This is a genomic window from Paraburkholderia sp. RL17-337-BIB-A (assembly GCF_046025895.1).
Classification (GTDB): Bacteria; Pseudomonadota; Gammaproteobacteria; order Burkholderiales; family Burkholderiaceae; genus Paraburkholderia; species Paraburkholderia fungorum_C.
The window spans coordinates 1,703,231-1,718,138 of the sequence record NZ_JARESY010000001.1; the positions used below are offsets into that span (position 1 = coordinate 1,703,231).

At 61.9% G+C, this 14,908-nt stretch carries 12 protein-coding genes; 10 read left to right on the top strand and 2 right to left on the bottom strand.

Going from position 1 to position 14,908, the window contains the following annotated elements; translation table 11 throughout:
- Positions 1-4: 4 nt before the first annotated feature.
- Entirely contained in the window at positions 5-2,584 is a 2,580-nt protein-coding gene (locus P0D84_RS07740) for a [protein-PII] uridylyltransferase (protein WP_408334400.1), read from the bottom strand.
- Positions 2,585-2,615: 31 nt separating this feature from the next.
- Entirely contained in the window at positions 2,616-3,425 is an 810-nt protein-coding gene (gene map / locus P0D84_RS07745) for a type I methionyl aminopeptidase (protein WP_408334403.1), read from the bottom strand.
- A 492-nt stretch (positions 3,426-3,917) separates the two neighbouring features.
- Here map and rpsB point away from each other — a divergent pair, with 492 nt between their 5' ends.
- The 10 genes from rpsB (at position 3,918) to P0D84_RS07795 (ending at position 14,824) form a co-directional block, all read left to right on the top strand.
- A complete protein-coding gene (gene rpsB / locus P0D84_RS07750; RefSeq protein WP_179732660.1) occupies positions 3,918-4,670 on the top strand; it encodes a 30S ribosomal protein S2 in 753 nt (250 codons plus the stop codon).
- Positions 4,671-4,863: 193 nt separating this feature from the next.
- A complete protein-coding gene (gene tsf / locus P0D84_RS07755) occupies positions 4,864-5,745 on the top strand; it encodes a translation elongation factor Ts (RefSeq protein ID WP_097389605.1) in 882 nt (293 codons plus the stop codon).
- Positions 5,746-5,965: 220 nt separating this feature from the next.
- Complete coding sequence (gene pyrH / locus P0D84_RS07760; RefSeq protein WP_012400732.1) at positions 5,966-6,679, top strand: UMP kinase; 714 nt, start codon at positions 5,966-5,968, stop codon at positions 6,677-6,679.
- A 100-nt stretch (positions 6,680-6,779) separates the two neighbouring features.
- Positions 6,780-7,340, top strand: a complete 561-nt coding sequence (frr, locus tag P0D84_RS07765) for a ribosome recycling factor (RefSeq protein ID WP_012433445.1) — start codon at positions 6,780-6,782, stop codon at positions 7,338-7,340.
- A 298-nt stretch (positions 7,341-7,638) separates the two neighbouring features.
- Positions 7,639-8,421 carry a polyprenyl diphosphate synthase gene (gene uppS / locus P0D84_RS07770; protein ID WP_179732656.1) on the top strand — a complete coding sequence of 261 codons (783 nt, stop codon included), beginning with the start codon at positions 7,639-7,641 and terminating at the stop codon, positions 8,419-8,421.
- On the top strand, positions 8,415-9,236 hold the full coding sequence (locus P0D84_RS07775) for a phosphatidate cytidylyltransferase (protein WP_408334410.1): 822 nt from the start codon (positions 8,415-8,417) through the stop codon (positions 9,234-9,236). Before uppS ends, P0D84_RS07775 begins: the two co-directional genes overlap by 7 nt.
- A 10-nt stretch (positions 9,237-9,246) precedes the next feature.
- Complete coding sequence (locus P0D84_RS07780) at positions 9,247-10,452, top strand: 1-deoxy-D-xylulose-5-phosphate reductoisomerase (RefSeq protein ID WP_408334413.1); 1,206 nt, start codon at positions 9,247-9,249, stop codon at positions 10,450-10,452.
- 7 nt (positions 10,453-10,459) lie between these two features.
- Complete coding sequence (gene rseP / locus P0D84_RS07785) at positions 10,460-11,845, top strand: RIP metalloprotease RseP (RefSeq protein ID WP_408334416.1); 1,386 nt, start codon at positions 10,460-10,462, stop codon at positions 11,843-11,845.
- A 67-nt stretch (positions 11,846-11,912) separates the two neighbouring features.
- Positions 11,913-14,225: an outer membrane protein assembly factor BamA gene (gene bamA / locus P0D84_RS07790; protein ID WP_408334419.1), complete on the top strand. Its 2,313-nt coding sequence runs from the start codon at positions 11,913-11,915 to the stop codon at positions 14,223-14,225.
- Between the two features lie 80 nt (positions 14,226-14,305).
- Positions 14,306-14,824, top strand: coding sequence for an OmpH/Skp family outer membrane protein (locus P0D84_RS07795; RefSeq protein ID WP_408334422.1), 519 nt, complete (start codon positions 14,306-14,308; stop codon positions 14,822-14,824).
- Positions 14,825-14,908: the final 84 nt, after the last annotated feature.

Here is a 14,908-nt window from a genome sequence, read left to right on the forward strand (position 1 = left end):
AATCTCACACTGCAATCGCGCGCAGCAGTTCGGTCTCGACCTGAATTTGCAGGCGGTTGTCCGACAGACCGTGTCCATCCAGCAGGAACACGTCTTCGACGCGTTCGCCGAGCGTATTGATCCGCGCCGACGCAACGCCGACCCGGTGCTCGGCCAGCACGCGCGCGATCGAATAAAGAAGGCCTGGCCGGTCGTTGGCAGACACGGACAGGATGTAATATTGGCCGCGCTCGTCGGCCCGAAGATCGACGCGCGGCGTGACAGGGAAGGTCCGCGACAGCCGTGACAAACGGCCTTTCGACGGTCCCGGGAGCAGGGTGCCGTCACCTGTGAGGCGTGCGGTCAGTTCCTGCTCGACCAGATTCGCAATATCGCGATAATGCACGTCTTCTTCGGTATGCGCGACGAGGAAATTATCGAGCGCGTACCCGTGACGGGTCGTGCTGACCCGCGCATCGAGCACCGACAAGCCGTTGCGGTCGAAATACGCACAAATGCCGGCGAACAGATCGGGTTGATCCTTGACATACACCAGCACCTGAAGCGCTTCGCCGATCGGCGACGGACGGGCCCGCACGATCGGCGCCGCGGTTTCGACATGGCGGTACAGCACGCGGGTTTGCCACGCGATATCCGCCGCGTCGTGACGCAGGAAATAGCCGATGTCCAGCTTGTCCCACAGCGCCTTTTGCGCGCCTTCCGGCACGGTTTCGAGGCGCAGCAGCGCCAGCGCCTCTTCCTGGCGCGATTTCAGTTCCGAATGCGCGTCAGGCCGTGCGCCGCCGAGTACCGCCAACGTGTTGCGGTAAAGGTCCTCGAGCAGCTTGCCTTTCCAGGTGTTCCAGACTTTCGGGCTGGTGCCGCGAATGTCGGCGACGGTCAGCAGGTAGAGCGCGGTCAGCCGGCGCTCGTTGCCGACCAGTTCGGCAAACCGCTTGATGACTTCAGGATCGCTCGTGTCCTGCTTCTGCGCGACCTGGCTCATGGTCAGATGCTGCTGGACCAGCCAGACGACCAGCTCGCCGTCTTCGCCCTCAATGCCATGACTGCGGCAGAAGCGCCGCGCGTCGACCATGCCGAGTGTGGAATGGTCGCCGCCGCGGCCCTTGGCGATGTCGTGAAACAGCGCCGCCACGTACAACACCCACGGCCGGTCGAAATTGGCGATCAACTGACTGCAGAACGGATATTCGTGCGCGTGCTCGGCGACCGCGAAGCGGCGCAGATTGCGCAACACCATGAGGATGTGCTGATCGACGGTGTAGACGTGATACAGGTCGTGCTGCATCTGTCCGACAATGCGCCGGAAGTTCAGCAGATAGCGCCCGAGCACGCTAGTCTGGTTCATCAGCCGCAGCGCGTGCGTGATGCCGGCCGGCTGCTTCAGGATGTCCATGAACAGGCGCCGGTTTTCCGGATCGCGCCGCCAATGCTGATCCATCACGTCGCGGGCGTTGTAGATCGCGCGCAGCGTGCGCGCCGATAAACCCTTCACGCCCGGCGTCTGTTCGTAGAGCAGGAAAGCTTCGAGGATCGCGTTCGGCTCGCGCTGGAATACGTCGTCGCTGGCGATTTCCAGCATGCCTTGCTTCTCGACGAAACGGTCCGACAGCACGCGCGTGATGCCGCTCGTGTTGGGGAAGAGTTGCGCCTCGATGTTCTGGATCAGGATTGTCGCGAGTTGCGTGACGGCCTTGGCGGACCAGTAATAGCGACGCATCAGCTGCTCGCTGGCACGCTTGGTGGCCGTCGGCTTGTAGCCGAAGCTTTCGGCTACCGGCGTTTGCAGATCGAACACCAGAATGTCCTGGCGGCGGCCGGCGATCACATGCAGCCGGGCCCGCAGCGTTTTCAGGAAGCCTTCGTTGCGGCGTAGCTCGCGCGCTTCGCGCTCGGTGATCAGGCCGCGTGCTTCGAGTTCGCGCCAGCTACTGCCGAAACCGGCCGCCTGGGTAATCCACAGAATCAGTTGCAGATCGCGCAGGCCGCCCGGGCTTTCCTTGATGTTCGGTTCGAGCGAATACGGCGTGTCCTGAAACTTGGCGTGCCGCTGACGCATTTCAAGCACTTTGGCCTGGAAGAATGCGCGCGGATCGAGCGTTTCGCGGTAGCGCTGCGCAAAGTCGTCAAAGAGCGGGGCGCTGCCCGTAATGCGCCGCGCCTCGAGCAGCGAGGTGCGCACGGTGACGTCGTTGGCGGCTTCTTCGACGCACTGCACGACGCTACGCACGCTGCTGCCGAGTTCGAGCCCCAGATCCCACGCGAGGCTGATAAAGCGTTCGATGCGCGCTTCGAGATGCGCAATCGGCGCGTCGGGCAGCAGCACCAGAATGTCGATGTCGGAATGCGGCGCGAGTTCGCCGCGCCCGTAACCGCCTACCGCCAGCAACGCCAGCTCCGGCGGCAGCTCACAGGTGTTCCAGGCGGCGCGCAGCGACTCGTCCGTGACGCGCGCGAGCGCTGCCATCAGCGAGTCGACGTTGGAGGCGGTCTTGAAGCGTTCCAGCAACTGGGCTTTGGCCACTTTATAGTCCGCCTTGAGCGACGTGGCATGGGATTGGGCAACGGCTGGAACACTACTCATTGGCAGGCGGGCGGGTAAGGTCAGAAGTCGATCAGGCGGTGGCCGCGACGATCGGCGGACGCGCGGGCGTATCGGCCGAGACAGTCAGCACGTCGTAGCCGGTTTCGGTGACGAGCACGGTGTGCTCCCATTGCGCCGACAGGCTGCGGTCTTTGGTCTTGACGGTCCACTGGTCCGGCATGGTGCGGATGTCGCGCCGACCGGCGTTGATCATCGGCTCGATCGTGAAGATCATGCCGGTCTGCAACTCGAACCCGGTGCCGGGACGGCCGTAGTGCAGAATCTGCGGATCTTCGTGGAACACGGTGCCGATGCCGTGGCCGCAATATTCGCGCACCACGCTGTAGCCTTGCCCTTCGGCATGCTTCTGGATGGCGTAGCCGATATCGCCGAGATGGGCGCCCGGGCGTACCTGATCGATGCCGAGCCACATGCATTCGAAGGTGGTCTGGACCAGCCGCTTCGCCATGATCGAGCCTTCGCCGACGATGAACATCCGGCTGGTGTCGCCGAAATAACCTTCCTTGATCACCGTGACGTCGATATTCAGCGCGTCGCCGTTCTTCAGCGTCTTGTCGCCCGGAATGCCGTGGCAGATCACGTCGTTCACCGAAATGCAGGTGGCTTTCGGGTAAGGCGGATAGCCGGGCGGCTGATAGTTCAGCGGCGCCGGAACCGTGCCTTGTACCTGGAGCATATATTCGTGACACAGCCGGTCGAGTTCGCCGGTCGTGACGCCGGCCGTGACGAACGGCGTGATGTAGTCGAGCACTTCGCTAGCAAGCTTGCAGGCGACGCGCATTTGCGCGATATCGTGTTCGTTTTTGAGCGTAATAGCCATGAGTCGGGCCTGAAATGCGATTTATTGCGGGATTATCGCACCATATTCCGGGCGCCGCAGGCTTTTGCAATAGGGCTGGGGCCTTTTGCGGCGCTGCCCGAATCGTCTTTTGCGGCCATCTGCGCAGCCGTGGCGGCCGCCTTCGCCCGGGCCGCGCGGCAGGTGCCCGGGTGCAACCCGGCTACGTCAAATGGGAGCTACCGCAGGTTGAGTCGACCGATGGTCGCGTGCTATAATCTTTGGCTAAGTCGATCTCTGTCTTAATTTTGTTGCTTGGTTGCTGTTCTAACGCTGTTTCTAGCGGGTACGCACAAGGGCACAAACTGACGAAAAGGCTTCTCGTAGCGATAGTTGCCTGCGCTACGGGCTAAGGCGGTATCAAGGCAACAGACTCGCAAGCCGGCGCACCCAGGGTGTCCGTCGCGTTCAGCCAAAAAGGCAGCGCGGCAGATACGGCAGCCGGCTTAAGACCCAACCCTCGCGGAGATTTTCATGGCAGTTACCATGCGTCAAATGCTGGAAGCCGGTGTCCACTTCGGTCACCAAACGCGCTTCTGGAACCCGAAGATGGCCCCCTTCATTTTCGGCCATCGCAACAAGATTCACATCATCAACCTCGAAAAGACGCTGCCGATGTACAACGACGCGCTGAAGTACGCGCGTCAACTGGCAGCGAATCGCGGCACGATCCTGTTCGTCGGCACGAAGCGTCAATCGCGCGACACGATCGCTGAAGAAGCGCAACGCGCTGGCATGCCTTACGTCAACGCGCGCTGGCTCGGCGGCATGCTGACCAACTTCAAGACGCTGAAGGTCTCGATCAAGCGCCTGAAGGACATGGAAGCAGCGCTGGAAGCAGGCGAAACGGAACGCATGAGCAAGAAGGAAGCGCTCCTGTTCGAACGCGAAATGGCCAAGCTGCAAAAGTCGATCGGCGGCGTGAAGGACATGGGTGGTATTCCGGACGCGATCTTCGTGGTCGACGTCGGCTACCACAAGATTGCCGTTACCGAAGCTAACAAGCTCGGCGTGCCGGTTATCGCCGTGGTCGACACGAACCACTCGCCGGAAGGCATCGACTACGTGATCCCGGGTAACGACGACGCTTCGAAGGCGGTCGCTCTGTACACGGCTGGCGTGGCTGACGCGATCCTTGAAGGCCGTGCGAACGCGGTCAACGAAGTGGTGCAAGCTGCACGTGGTGGCGACGGCGACGAGTTCGTCGAGGTCAACGCGGAAGCGTAAAGCTGCCCCGTGTCCGGCAAAAAAGGGGGCTTTCTACAGGCCCCCTTTTTTTAAGCCGCGACAAAGTAGTGAGGTGCTGTGAGCAGTGCCTGAAACATAGCTCGTAAATAATACGGGCGACGTTGAAACGAATTCTTGCCGCCGGCATCGAAGTCCGGGCGGCGTGTGACAGATGGAACTCAAGGAGCAAATGATGGCGGCAATTACCGCAAGCATGGTTGCAGAACTGCGCGCAAAGACCGACGCGCCGATGATGGAATGCAAGAAGGCGCTGACGGAAGCCGAAGGCGACATGGCGCGCGCTGAAGAGCTGCTGCGCGTGAAGCTGGGTAACAAGGCCAGCAAGGCAGCGTCGCGCGTGACGGCTGAAGGCGTGGTCGCATCGTTCATCGGCGGCAACGCGGGTTCGCTGGTCGAACTGAACTGCGAAACCGACTTCGTTTCGAAGAACGACGATTTCCTGGCTTTCTCGAAGACCGTCGCTGAACTGGTCGCTACGCAAAACCCGGCCGACGTCGCTGCGCTGTCGGCACTGCCGCTGGACGGCTCGACGGTCGACGCAGTGCGTCTGGCGCTGGTCGGCAAGATCGGTGAAAACCTGTCGATCCGCCGTTTCGTGCGTTTCGAAACTTCGAACAAGCTGGCAGCGTACCTGCACGGCACGCGTATCGGCGTGCTGGTCGAGTACACCGGCGCGGACGAGCAGGTCGGCAAGGACGTGGCAATGCACATCGCCGCGATGAAGCCGGTCTCGCTGTCGTCGGACGACGTCCCGGCGGATCTGATCGCCAAGGAGCGCAGCATTGCTGAACAGAAGGCTGCTGAATCGGGCAAGCCGGCTGAAATCGTTGCCAAGATGGTCGACGGTAGCGTGCAGAAGTACCTGAAGGAAGTGTCGCTGCTGAACCAGACGTTCGTTAAGAACGACAAGCAGACGATCGAACAGATGCTGAAGGCTGGCAACGCGAGCGTGCAGAAGTTCGCGTTGTTCGTGGTTGGCGAAGGCATCGAGAAGAAGCAGGACGACTTCGCAGCTGAAGTGGCCGCTCAAGTCGCTGCTGCAAAGCAGCAATAAGCATCGCTTAAGCTTTAATGAGTACCGTTGGACCCGCGGCGGAGCAAGACTTTGCCGCGGTCGGCAGCGCCGCAAGGCCGCGTGCGGGTTGACCCTCGTCGCGCAGCCGCCTCTGGCGAACCCCAGGGTTCGTCAATTTGGCGACGCTTGCCCGAATCAGTATTTCACCCCTACATTAGTCCCTTGTTGTTGCCCTGTTCTGCGCGATCTGGATACCCCTATGCCCACTGCCTATAAACGCGTCCTGCTCAAACTCTCCGGTGAAGCTCTGATGGGCGACGATGCCTTTGGCATCAATCGCGCGACCATCGAACGAATGGTGGCGGACGTGGCCGAAGTGGTCCGTCTCGGAACGCAGCTGGCCGTGGTGATCGGCGGCGGTAACATTTTCCGCGGCGTCGCGGGCGGCGCGGCCGGTATGGATCGCGCCACGGCTGACTACATGGGCATGCTGGCCACCATGATGAACGCGTTGGCGCTGCAGGACGCAATGCGCCACGCCGGTATCGAAGCGCGCGTGCAATCCGCGCTGCGCATGGACCAGGTGGTCGAACCTTACATCCGTCCGCGCGCGATTCGCCAGCTCGAAGAAGGCAAAGTCGTGATTTTCGCGGCCGGCACCGGCAACCCGTTCTTCACGACCGATACGGCCGCCGCGCTGCGCGGTTCGGAAGTCGGCGCGGAAGTCGTGCTGAAAGCCACCAAGGTGGACGGCGTGTATTCGGCCGACCCCAAGAAAGACCCGAGCGCGACCCGTTACACCACGATCAGTTTCGACGAAGCCATCGGCCGTAATCTGCAGGTGATGGACGCCACGGCGTTCGCGCTGTGCCGCGACCAGAAACTGCCGATCCGGGTGTTTTCGATCGTCAAGCCGGGCGCGCTCAAGCGCATCGTACAAGGCGAGGACGAGGGCACCCTCGTCCACGTGTAAACTCTCGTTCACATAACGTGGGCTTTAACGCGAGCCCAGGCCGCCGCATAATGCGCGCGCTGGCCGGCTCGCACCGTTTTGAAGGTTCGGAGGTTTAAAAATGTCTGTGGCTGATATCAGGAAGGGCGCTGAACAAAAGATGCAGCGTTCCATCGACGCGTTCAAGAACGATCTGTCGAAGATCCGCACGGGCCGTGCGCACACGGGCCTGCTCGATCACATCCAGTGCGATTACTACGGTTCGCCGGTGCCGATTTCGCAGGTCGCGAACCTGACGTTGATCGACGCACGCACGATCGGCGTGCAGCCGTGGGAAAAGAAGATGGTCCAGGTCGTCGAAAAGGCGATCCGCGAGTCGGACCTCGGTCTGAACCCGGCGACGCAAGGCGACGTGATCCGCGTGCCGATGCCCGCGTTGACCGAAGAACGCCGTCGCGAACTGACCAAAGTGGTCAAGAGCGAAGCGGAAACGGCCAAGGTCGCTGTTCGTAACCTGCGCCGTGATGCAAACGAGCAACTGAAAAAGCTCGTGAAGGACAAGGAAATTTCTGAAGATGATGAGCGCCGTGCCGGTGACGACGTTCAGAAACTGACGGACAAGTTTGTCGCGGAGATCGACAAGCTTGTAGTAACTAAAGAAGCTGAGATCATGACGGTCTGAGGCCGTTGGCTCCCAGGAAAACGCCGGGCCGCCCAAGGTTTTCCGCTCCGCAGGAATTCCTCTGCCTCGAAGGAAATCCCTTTTGGGTTGAGGGATTGCCCCCTCGGGGGCCTGGCGCGAAGCGCCAGGTTTTGGGAGCACCCGGCAGAACCCCGGGCCGCCCAAAATTTTCCGCTCCGCAAGAAGTCCTCTCGGGGGATTGCACCCTCAGGGCGCTTGGCGCGAAGCGCCAGAATTGGGGGGCGCTCAGCACGTTCAAGACTTCCACTTCTTTTTTGCAGTCACTGTCCCGACGGCCATGACCTATACCAGCTCAACCGTGCGCGTGCCTGATGTCGCCGCGGTGCCGCGACATATCGCGATCATCATGGACGGCAACGGCCGTTGGGCGACCCAGCGGCGCCTGCCGCGCGTAGCCGGCCATACGCGCGGCGTCGACGCAGTGCGCGCGGCCGTCGAGGCGTGCGCCCGGCAGGGTGTCGAATACCTGACGCTGTTTGCTTTCAGCTCGGAGAACTGGCGCCGCCCGAACGACGAGGTGTCGTTCCTGATGCGTCTGTTCGTCACCGCGCTGGAGCGCGAAATCGGCAAGCTGCACGCCAACGGCATCCGTTTGCGCGTGGTCGGCGATCTGTCCCGATTCGATACGCGGATCCGCGATCTGATCAAACGCGCGGAAACCAAAACCGCGCGCAATACCCGTCTCACGCTCACCATCGCCGCCAACTACGGCGGCCGCTGGGACATCATGCAGGCCACCCGCAAGCTCGCCGAGCAATCGGCGCTGGCGGGCAAGGCGGTCGAGGTGAACGAGGATTCGTTCGCCGAACACCTGTCGATGGCCTACGCGCCGGAGCCGGACCTCTTCATCCGCACCGGCGGCGAGCGCCGCGTCAGCAACTTTCTGCTGTGGCAACTCGCCTACACCGAGTTTTACTTCACCGACACATTCTGGCCGGATTTCGACGCGGAAGCGCTCGGCCACGCCATCGCTTCCTATGCGGAGCGTGAGCGCCGCTTCGGCCGCACCAGTGCTCAACTCGAGCCGCAATCGCAAAACGTCGATTCGCTTCCATGCTAAAAACCCGTGTCATCACGGCGATCATCCTACTGGCGATCTTTCTGCCGGTCACGTTGTTCGCGCCGGTGGGCGCGTTCGGCGCGCTGATCGCTTTCGTCGTCGTGTTCGCCGCGTGGGAATGGGCACGCCTGCTGAAGCTCGGCGGCGCGGGCCCGGTCATTTACGCGCTGGTGGCCGCGGTTGCGCTGGTCGCGAGCACGCGGCTCGGCGCTGGCGTCGAGGAGCCCCGGCCGCTCTTTCAGGCGGCCGCTATTTTCTGGGTGATCGCGGGGCCGTACGTGCTCCTGCGCAAGCCGACCCTCGCGCAGGGCGCATGGCGCGCTTTTCTATTCCTTGCTGGCATTGTGGTATTCGTCGCGTGCTGGCATGCTCTCGTCGCCGCACGCATGAAAGGCGTGCCGTTCGTGCTGTCGCTGCTGCTATTGGTATGGCTGGCCGATATCGGCGCATACTTCTCCGGAAAAGCGTTCGGCAAACACAAGCTGGCGCCTGCCATCAGCCCGGGTAAGACTTGGGAGGGCGCGATCGGCGGCTGGCTGGTAGTCATGATCGTCGCGGCGGCGGCGGTCTTTTGGCATGCATTCGAGCCAACCCTGTATTCTGCGCTGCTGGCGCAACTGGGCGCCGTACGTACGCTGCTCGCACTGACCTTGCTGGTGGCATTCAGCGTGGTGGGCGACCTGTTCGAATCAATGATGAAACGCCAGGCCGGAGTGAAAGATTCAAGCGGCCTGTTGCCTGGGCACGGTGGCGTGCTCGACCGCATCGACGCATTATTGCCGGTGCTTCCGCTTGCCATGCTGCTGCTCGGCTAGAGAAAGAGATATGCAAAAACGTCTGACATTGCTCGGTTCCACGGGCTCGATTGGAGACAGCACGCTCGACGTCGTCGCGCGTCATCCCGAGCGCTTTTCGGTTTATGCGCTCACGGCGCATCGCAACGGCGACAAGCTCGTCGAGCAATGCCTGCGCTTTCAACCCGAGGTCGCGGTAGTCGGCGACGCCGATACGGCCGCGCGCGTCGCGGCGAAACTGCGCGAAGCCGGTTGCAAGACCGAAGTTACGTACGGGCCACAAGCGCTCGTCGACGTGTCGAAGAGCGACGGCTGCGATACCGTGGTGGCGGCGATCGTCGGCGCTGCGGGTCTCGCGCCGAGTCTCGCCGCCGCGCGCGCCGGCAAACGCATTCTGCTCGCCAACAAGGAAGCGCTGGTAATGTCCGGCGCGATCTTCATGGACGCGGTGCGCGACAACGGCGCCGTGCTGCTGCCGGTCGACAGCGAACACAACGCAATTTTCCAGTGTTTGCCGCGCGAAGCCGCACTGCACGGCGGCGTCTCGAAGATCATCCTGACCGCGTCGGGCGGTCCGTTCCGCACGCGCGAACCGGCCACGCTGGTCGACGTCACGCCTGACGAAGCCTGCAAGCATCCGAACTGGGTGATGGGCCGTAAGATTTCGGTCGACTCGGCCACGATGATGAACAAGGGCCTCGAGGTGATCGAGGCGCACTGGCTCTTCAATCTGCCGGGCGAGCGCATCGAGGTGCTGATCCACCCGCAAAGCGTGATTCATTCGATGGTGTCGTACGCCGACGGCTCGGTGCTCGCGCAACTGGGCAACCCCGACATGCGCACGCCGATTGCACATGCGCTGGCGTTTCCGGATCGGGTCGATTCGGGTGTGGCACAACTCGATCTGCTGCAAGTCGCATCGCTTTCGTTCGAAAAGCCGGATTACGCGCGTTTCCCGTGTCTCGCGCTTGCGGTGAAGGCGCTGGCCGAGGGAGGCCTCGCGAGCGCGGCCCTGAACGCCGCGAACGAAATCGCCGTTGAAGCGTTCCTGTCGCGCCAGATCGGTTTCATGGCGATCGCCCGGGTGGTCGACGCGGTGCTCAACGCGTTGCCGAACCGTAGCGCGCACGCGCTGGAAGACGTGATCGAAGCGGATGCGGCCGCGCGCCGTGCCGCGGTCGACTTCATCGCGCGTCTGCCGGACGGCGCCCGTCGCACGGAACGCGCCGTCCAGTGAGGCGCCTATGAATCTGCTGATCGAACTGCTTGCCTTCGCGGTCGCGATTGGCGTACTCGTGGTCGTCCACGAGTACGGGCATTACAGCGTGGCGCGTTTGTGCGGCGTCAAGGTATTGCGTTTTTCGATCGGCTTCGGCAAGCCGCTGTTCCAGTGGGTGAGTCCGAAGACCGGCACCGAATGGACGATTGCCGCGCTGCCGCTGGGCGGCTACGTGAAGATGCTCGACGAGCGCGAGACCGGCGGGGCGCCGATTCCCGTCGAAGCCTTGCCGCACGCGTTCAACCGGCAGTCGGTGTGGCGCCGTTTTGCGATTGTCGCGGCCGGCCCGGTCGCGAACTTCCTGCTTGCCATCGTGCTGTTCGCCCTCGTGTTCGCCACCGGCGTGACGGAGCCGGCGGCCGTGGTTGCGACGCCCGCTCCCAATACGCCAGCGGCGTTGGCGGGTTTCGACGGCGGCGAAACGATTGTCGCGGTGCGTGCCGAGAATGCCGGCGAATCTGAGCGGGTGCGCTCGTGGTCCGACTTGCGCTGGAAACTGCTGGGTGCGGCATTCGATCACAAGCGCGTCGTGCTGAGTGCGAAAGATGTCCACGGCACCTCGGATTTCCAGCTCGATCTGCGCGGTATCACCGAGAAAGACGTCGACGACGACTTTATGTCGCATCTCGGTTTCGAGCCGGGTGGTGGCAAGCTGGCGGTCGCGGGCGTGCAACCGGGTAGCGCGGCGCAAAAGGCAGGTCTTGCAGTGGGTGACCGTCTGCGCGCGATCAACGGTATCCCAACTGACAATGCCACGGCCTTCATCGCCTATGTAAAATCGCACGCCGGCACGCCCATGACGCTGCAGGTAGAGCGTGGTGGGCAAGCGGCGGGCAAGCTGGAAGACGTTCGCATCGTCCCGCAGTCGCAGCGTGATGACACGACGGGGCAGCAGATCGGCCGTATCGGCGCGGAACTCGCCACGCAGGTGCCGTCGATCGACGTGCATTACGGTCCGGTCGAAAGCCTGCAACTGGGCGCGCGCCGCACATGGGATCTCGCTGTCTATTCGGTGCGCATGTTCGGACGAATGATCGTCGGCGAGGCTTCGCTCAAGAACCTTTCTGGCCCCGTGACGATCGCCGATTACGCAGGAAAGAGCGCACGTCTAGGTCCTTCTGCATTCCTGTCGTTCCTGGCCCTTGTCAGTATTAGCCTCGGCGTACTGAACCTGTTACCAATTCCGGTATTGGACGGGGGTCATCTGTTATATTATTTGGTTGAAGCTGTAACCGGCAAAGTTGTCTCTGATCGCTGGCAACTCGTTTTTCAGAGGGCGGGTCTCGCCTGCATCGTCGCGTTGTCGGCGATCGCGCTGTTCAACGATCTGGCTCGTTTAATCCATTTTTAAAGTGTCTGGCGGCGTTCACGATGGCGACCGCCCGACCTGATGCAGCTATACACACTGGGGAAGCACGTTGTTTAAACCTCATCGCTTTGTTCCAAAGACGGTTATAGCCGCGGCATTCGCCGCGCATGGGCTGGTTGCTCACGCAACGACGCCCTTCGTGGTGCAAGACATCCGGATCGAGGGATTGCAACGCGTCGAACCCGGTACCGTGTTCGCGTACCTGCCCATCAAGCAAGGCGACACCTTTAGCGACGACAAGGCTTCTGAAGCCATTCGCGCGCTGTACGCCACGGGCTTTTTCAACGACGTCAAGATCGCGACCGAAGGCAACGTCGTCATCGTGCAGGTGCTGGAACGTCCGGCCGTCGGTTCGATCGACTTCTCCGGCATTCACGAGTTCGACAAGGACAACCTGACCAAGGCGCTGCGCGCGGTCGGCTTGTCGCAAGGCCGTTACTACGACAAGGCACTCGTCGACAAGGCCGAGCAGGAACTGAAGCGCCAGTACCTGACGCGTGGCTACTACGCCGCCGAAGTTACTACCACGATCACGCCGATCGACCGCAACCGCGTGTCGGTGCTGTTCTCGGTGGCTGAAGGTCCGAGCGCGAAGATCCGCCAGATCAACTTCATCGGCAACAAGGCGTTCAGCACGGGTACGTTGCGCGACGAAATGCAGCTGTCCACGCCGAACTGGTTTTCGTGGTACACGAAGAACGACCTGTACGCGAAAGACAAGCTCACCGGCGACCTCGAAAACGTCCGCTCGTATTACCTGAATCGCGGCTACCTCGAGTTCAACATCGACTCGACCCAGGTGTCGATCTCGCCGGACAAGAAGGACATGTATCTGACGGTCACGCTGCACGAAGGCGAGCCGTACACGATCAGCAGCATCAAGCTGGCCGGCAACCTGCTCGACCGCGAGCCGGAGCTGGCCAGGCTCATCAAGATCAAACCGGGTGACCGCTTCTCGGCGGAAAAGCTGCAAGCCACCACCAAGTCAATCGTCGACAAGCTGGGCGAATACGGCTACGCGTTCGCCACCGTCAACGCACAGCCGCAGATTGATCAGGAACACCACAAGGTCGACCTGACGCTGCAAGTGGACCCGAGCCGCCGCGTGTACGTGCGCCGCATCAACGTGGTCGGCAACACGCGTACGCGCGACGAAGTGGTGCGTCGCGAAATGCGCCAGCTCGAAAGCTCGTGGTTCGATTCGAACCGTCTAGCGCTGTCGAAAGACCGGATCAACCGTCTCGGCTACTTTACCGATGTCGACGTGACCACCGTGCCGGTGGAAGGCACGCCGGACCAGGTCGATGTGGACGTCAAGGTGGCCGAAAAGCCGACCGGCGCGATCACGCTGGGCGCGGGCTTCTCGTCGACCGACAAGGTGGTGCTCTCGGCGGGCGTGTCGCAGGACAACGTGTTCGGTTCGGGCACGAGTCTCGCGGTGAATGTGAATACCGCCAAGACGTACCGTACGTTGACGGTCACGCAGGTCGACCCGTACTTCACGGTCGACGGCATCAAGCGGATTACCGACGTCTACTACCGTACGTACCAGCCGCTGTACTACTCGACGGATTCGAGCTTCAAGATCGTCACGATCGGTGGCGACCTGAAGTTCGGTATTCCGTTCTCCGAAGTCGACACGGTGTACTTCGGTGCCGGCCTCGAGCAGAACCAGTTGGATATCGACGCGAACACCCCTGCATCGTACATACAGTACGTCAAGGATTTCGGTCGCGTTTCGAACAACGTTCCTATCACAGTGGGCTGGTCGCGCGACGCGCGTGACAGCGCACTGGTGCCGAGCCGCGGTTACTTCACGCAGGCAAATGCAGAATACGGCACGCCGATTGGCGGCACGCAGTACTACAAGGCCGATATCAACGCGCAGTACTATTACTCGTTTGCGCGTGGCTTCGTGCTGGGCTTCAACTTCCAGGGCGGTTACGGTAACGGCCTGAGCGGTAAGCCTTATCCGATTTTCAAGAACTACTACGCCGGCGGTATCGGTTCGGTGCGTGGCTACGAACCGAGCTCGCTGGGTCCGCGCGACAAAACGACTAACGATCCGATCGGCGGCTCGAAATTGCTCGTCGGCAACGTTGAGTTGACGTTCCCGTTGCCAGGCACGGGCTATGACCGGACCTTGCGCGTGTTCACGTTCCTTGACGCCGGTAACGTCTGGGCAGACGCGAGCGCTGCTGCGAATTCGACGGGCGCGAACGGCTTGCGGTACGGCTATGGTGTCGGTCTTGCGTGGATTTCGCCGATCGGCCCGCTCAAGCTCAGCTTGGGCTTCCCGCTCGTGAAGCACACCGGCGACCAGTATCAGAAGTTCCAGTTCCAGATCGGGACGGCGTTCTGATCAGGCGGCCGGCGATCCGGCGGCCGGCCACGGGCAGCCGGCCAAACTACAGTATCGAGAGGATGACTTTGCTAACCGGTATGTTTTCGAAACGTGTGGCATGTGCGTTCGCGCTGGCAATGACACTGGGTGTCGGCATGGCGGGGGCAGCGCATGCGCAGGAAGCCAGGATCGCTGCGGTGAATTCGGACCGTATCCTGCGTGAATCGGCTGCCGCGAAGGCTGCACAGGTCAAGCTCGAGGCGGAGTTCGCCATGCGTGACAAGGATCTGGCTAGCCAGGCGCAGGCGATCAAGTCGCTTTCCGATACGCTCGATAAGAAAGGTCCGTCGATGTCGTCCGACGAGCGCGCACAGAAGCAGCGGCAACTGTCGCAAATGGATTCTGACTTCCAGCGCAAGCAACGCGAGTTTCGCGAAGACCTGAACCAGCGCCGCAACGAAGAGCTGGCGGCGGTGCTCGACCGGGCCAACAAGGTAATCAAGCAGATCGCCGAGCAGCAGCACTACGACCTGATCGTTCAGGAAGCGGTGTACGTGAGCCCGCGCATCGACATTACTGATCAGGTGCTCAAGGCCCTGGCTGCTTCGGGTAACTGATCGCGCCCGCTGGGTCGCCGGGCATTGGATCGCCGGCCGGGGCAGTAGAACTGACAAGTTGGACTGATTTGCAGCAACAGGCTT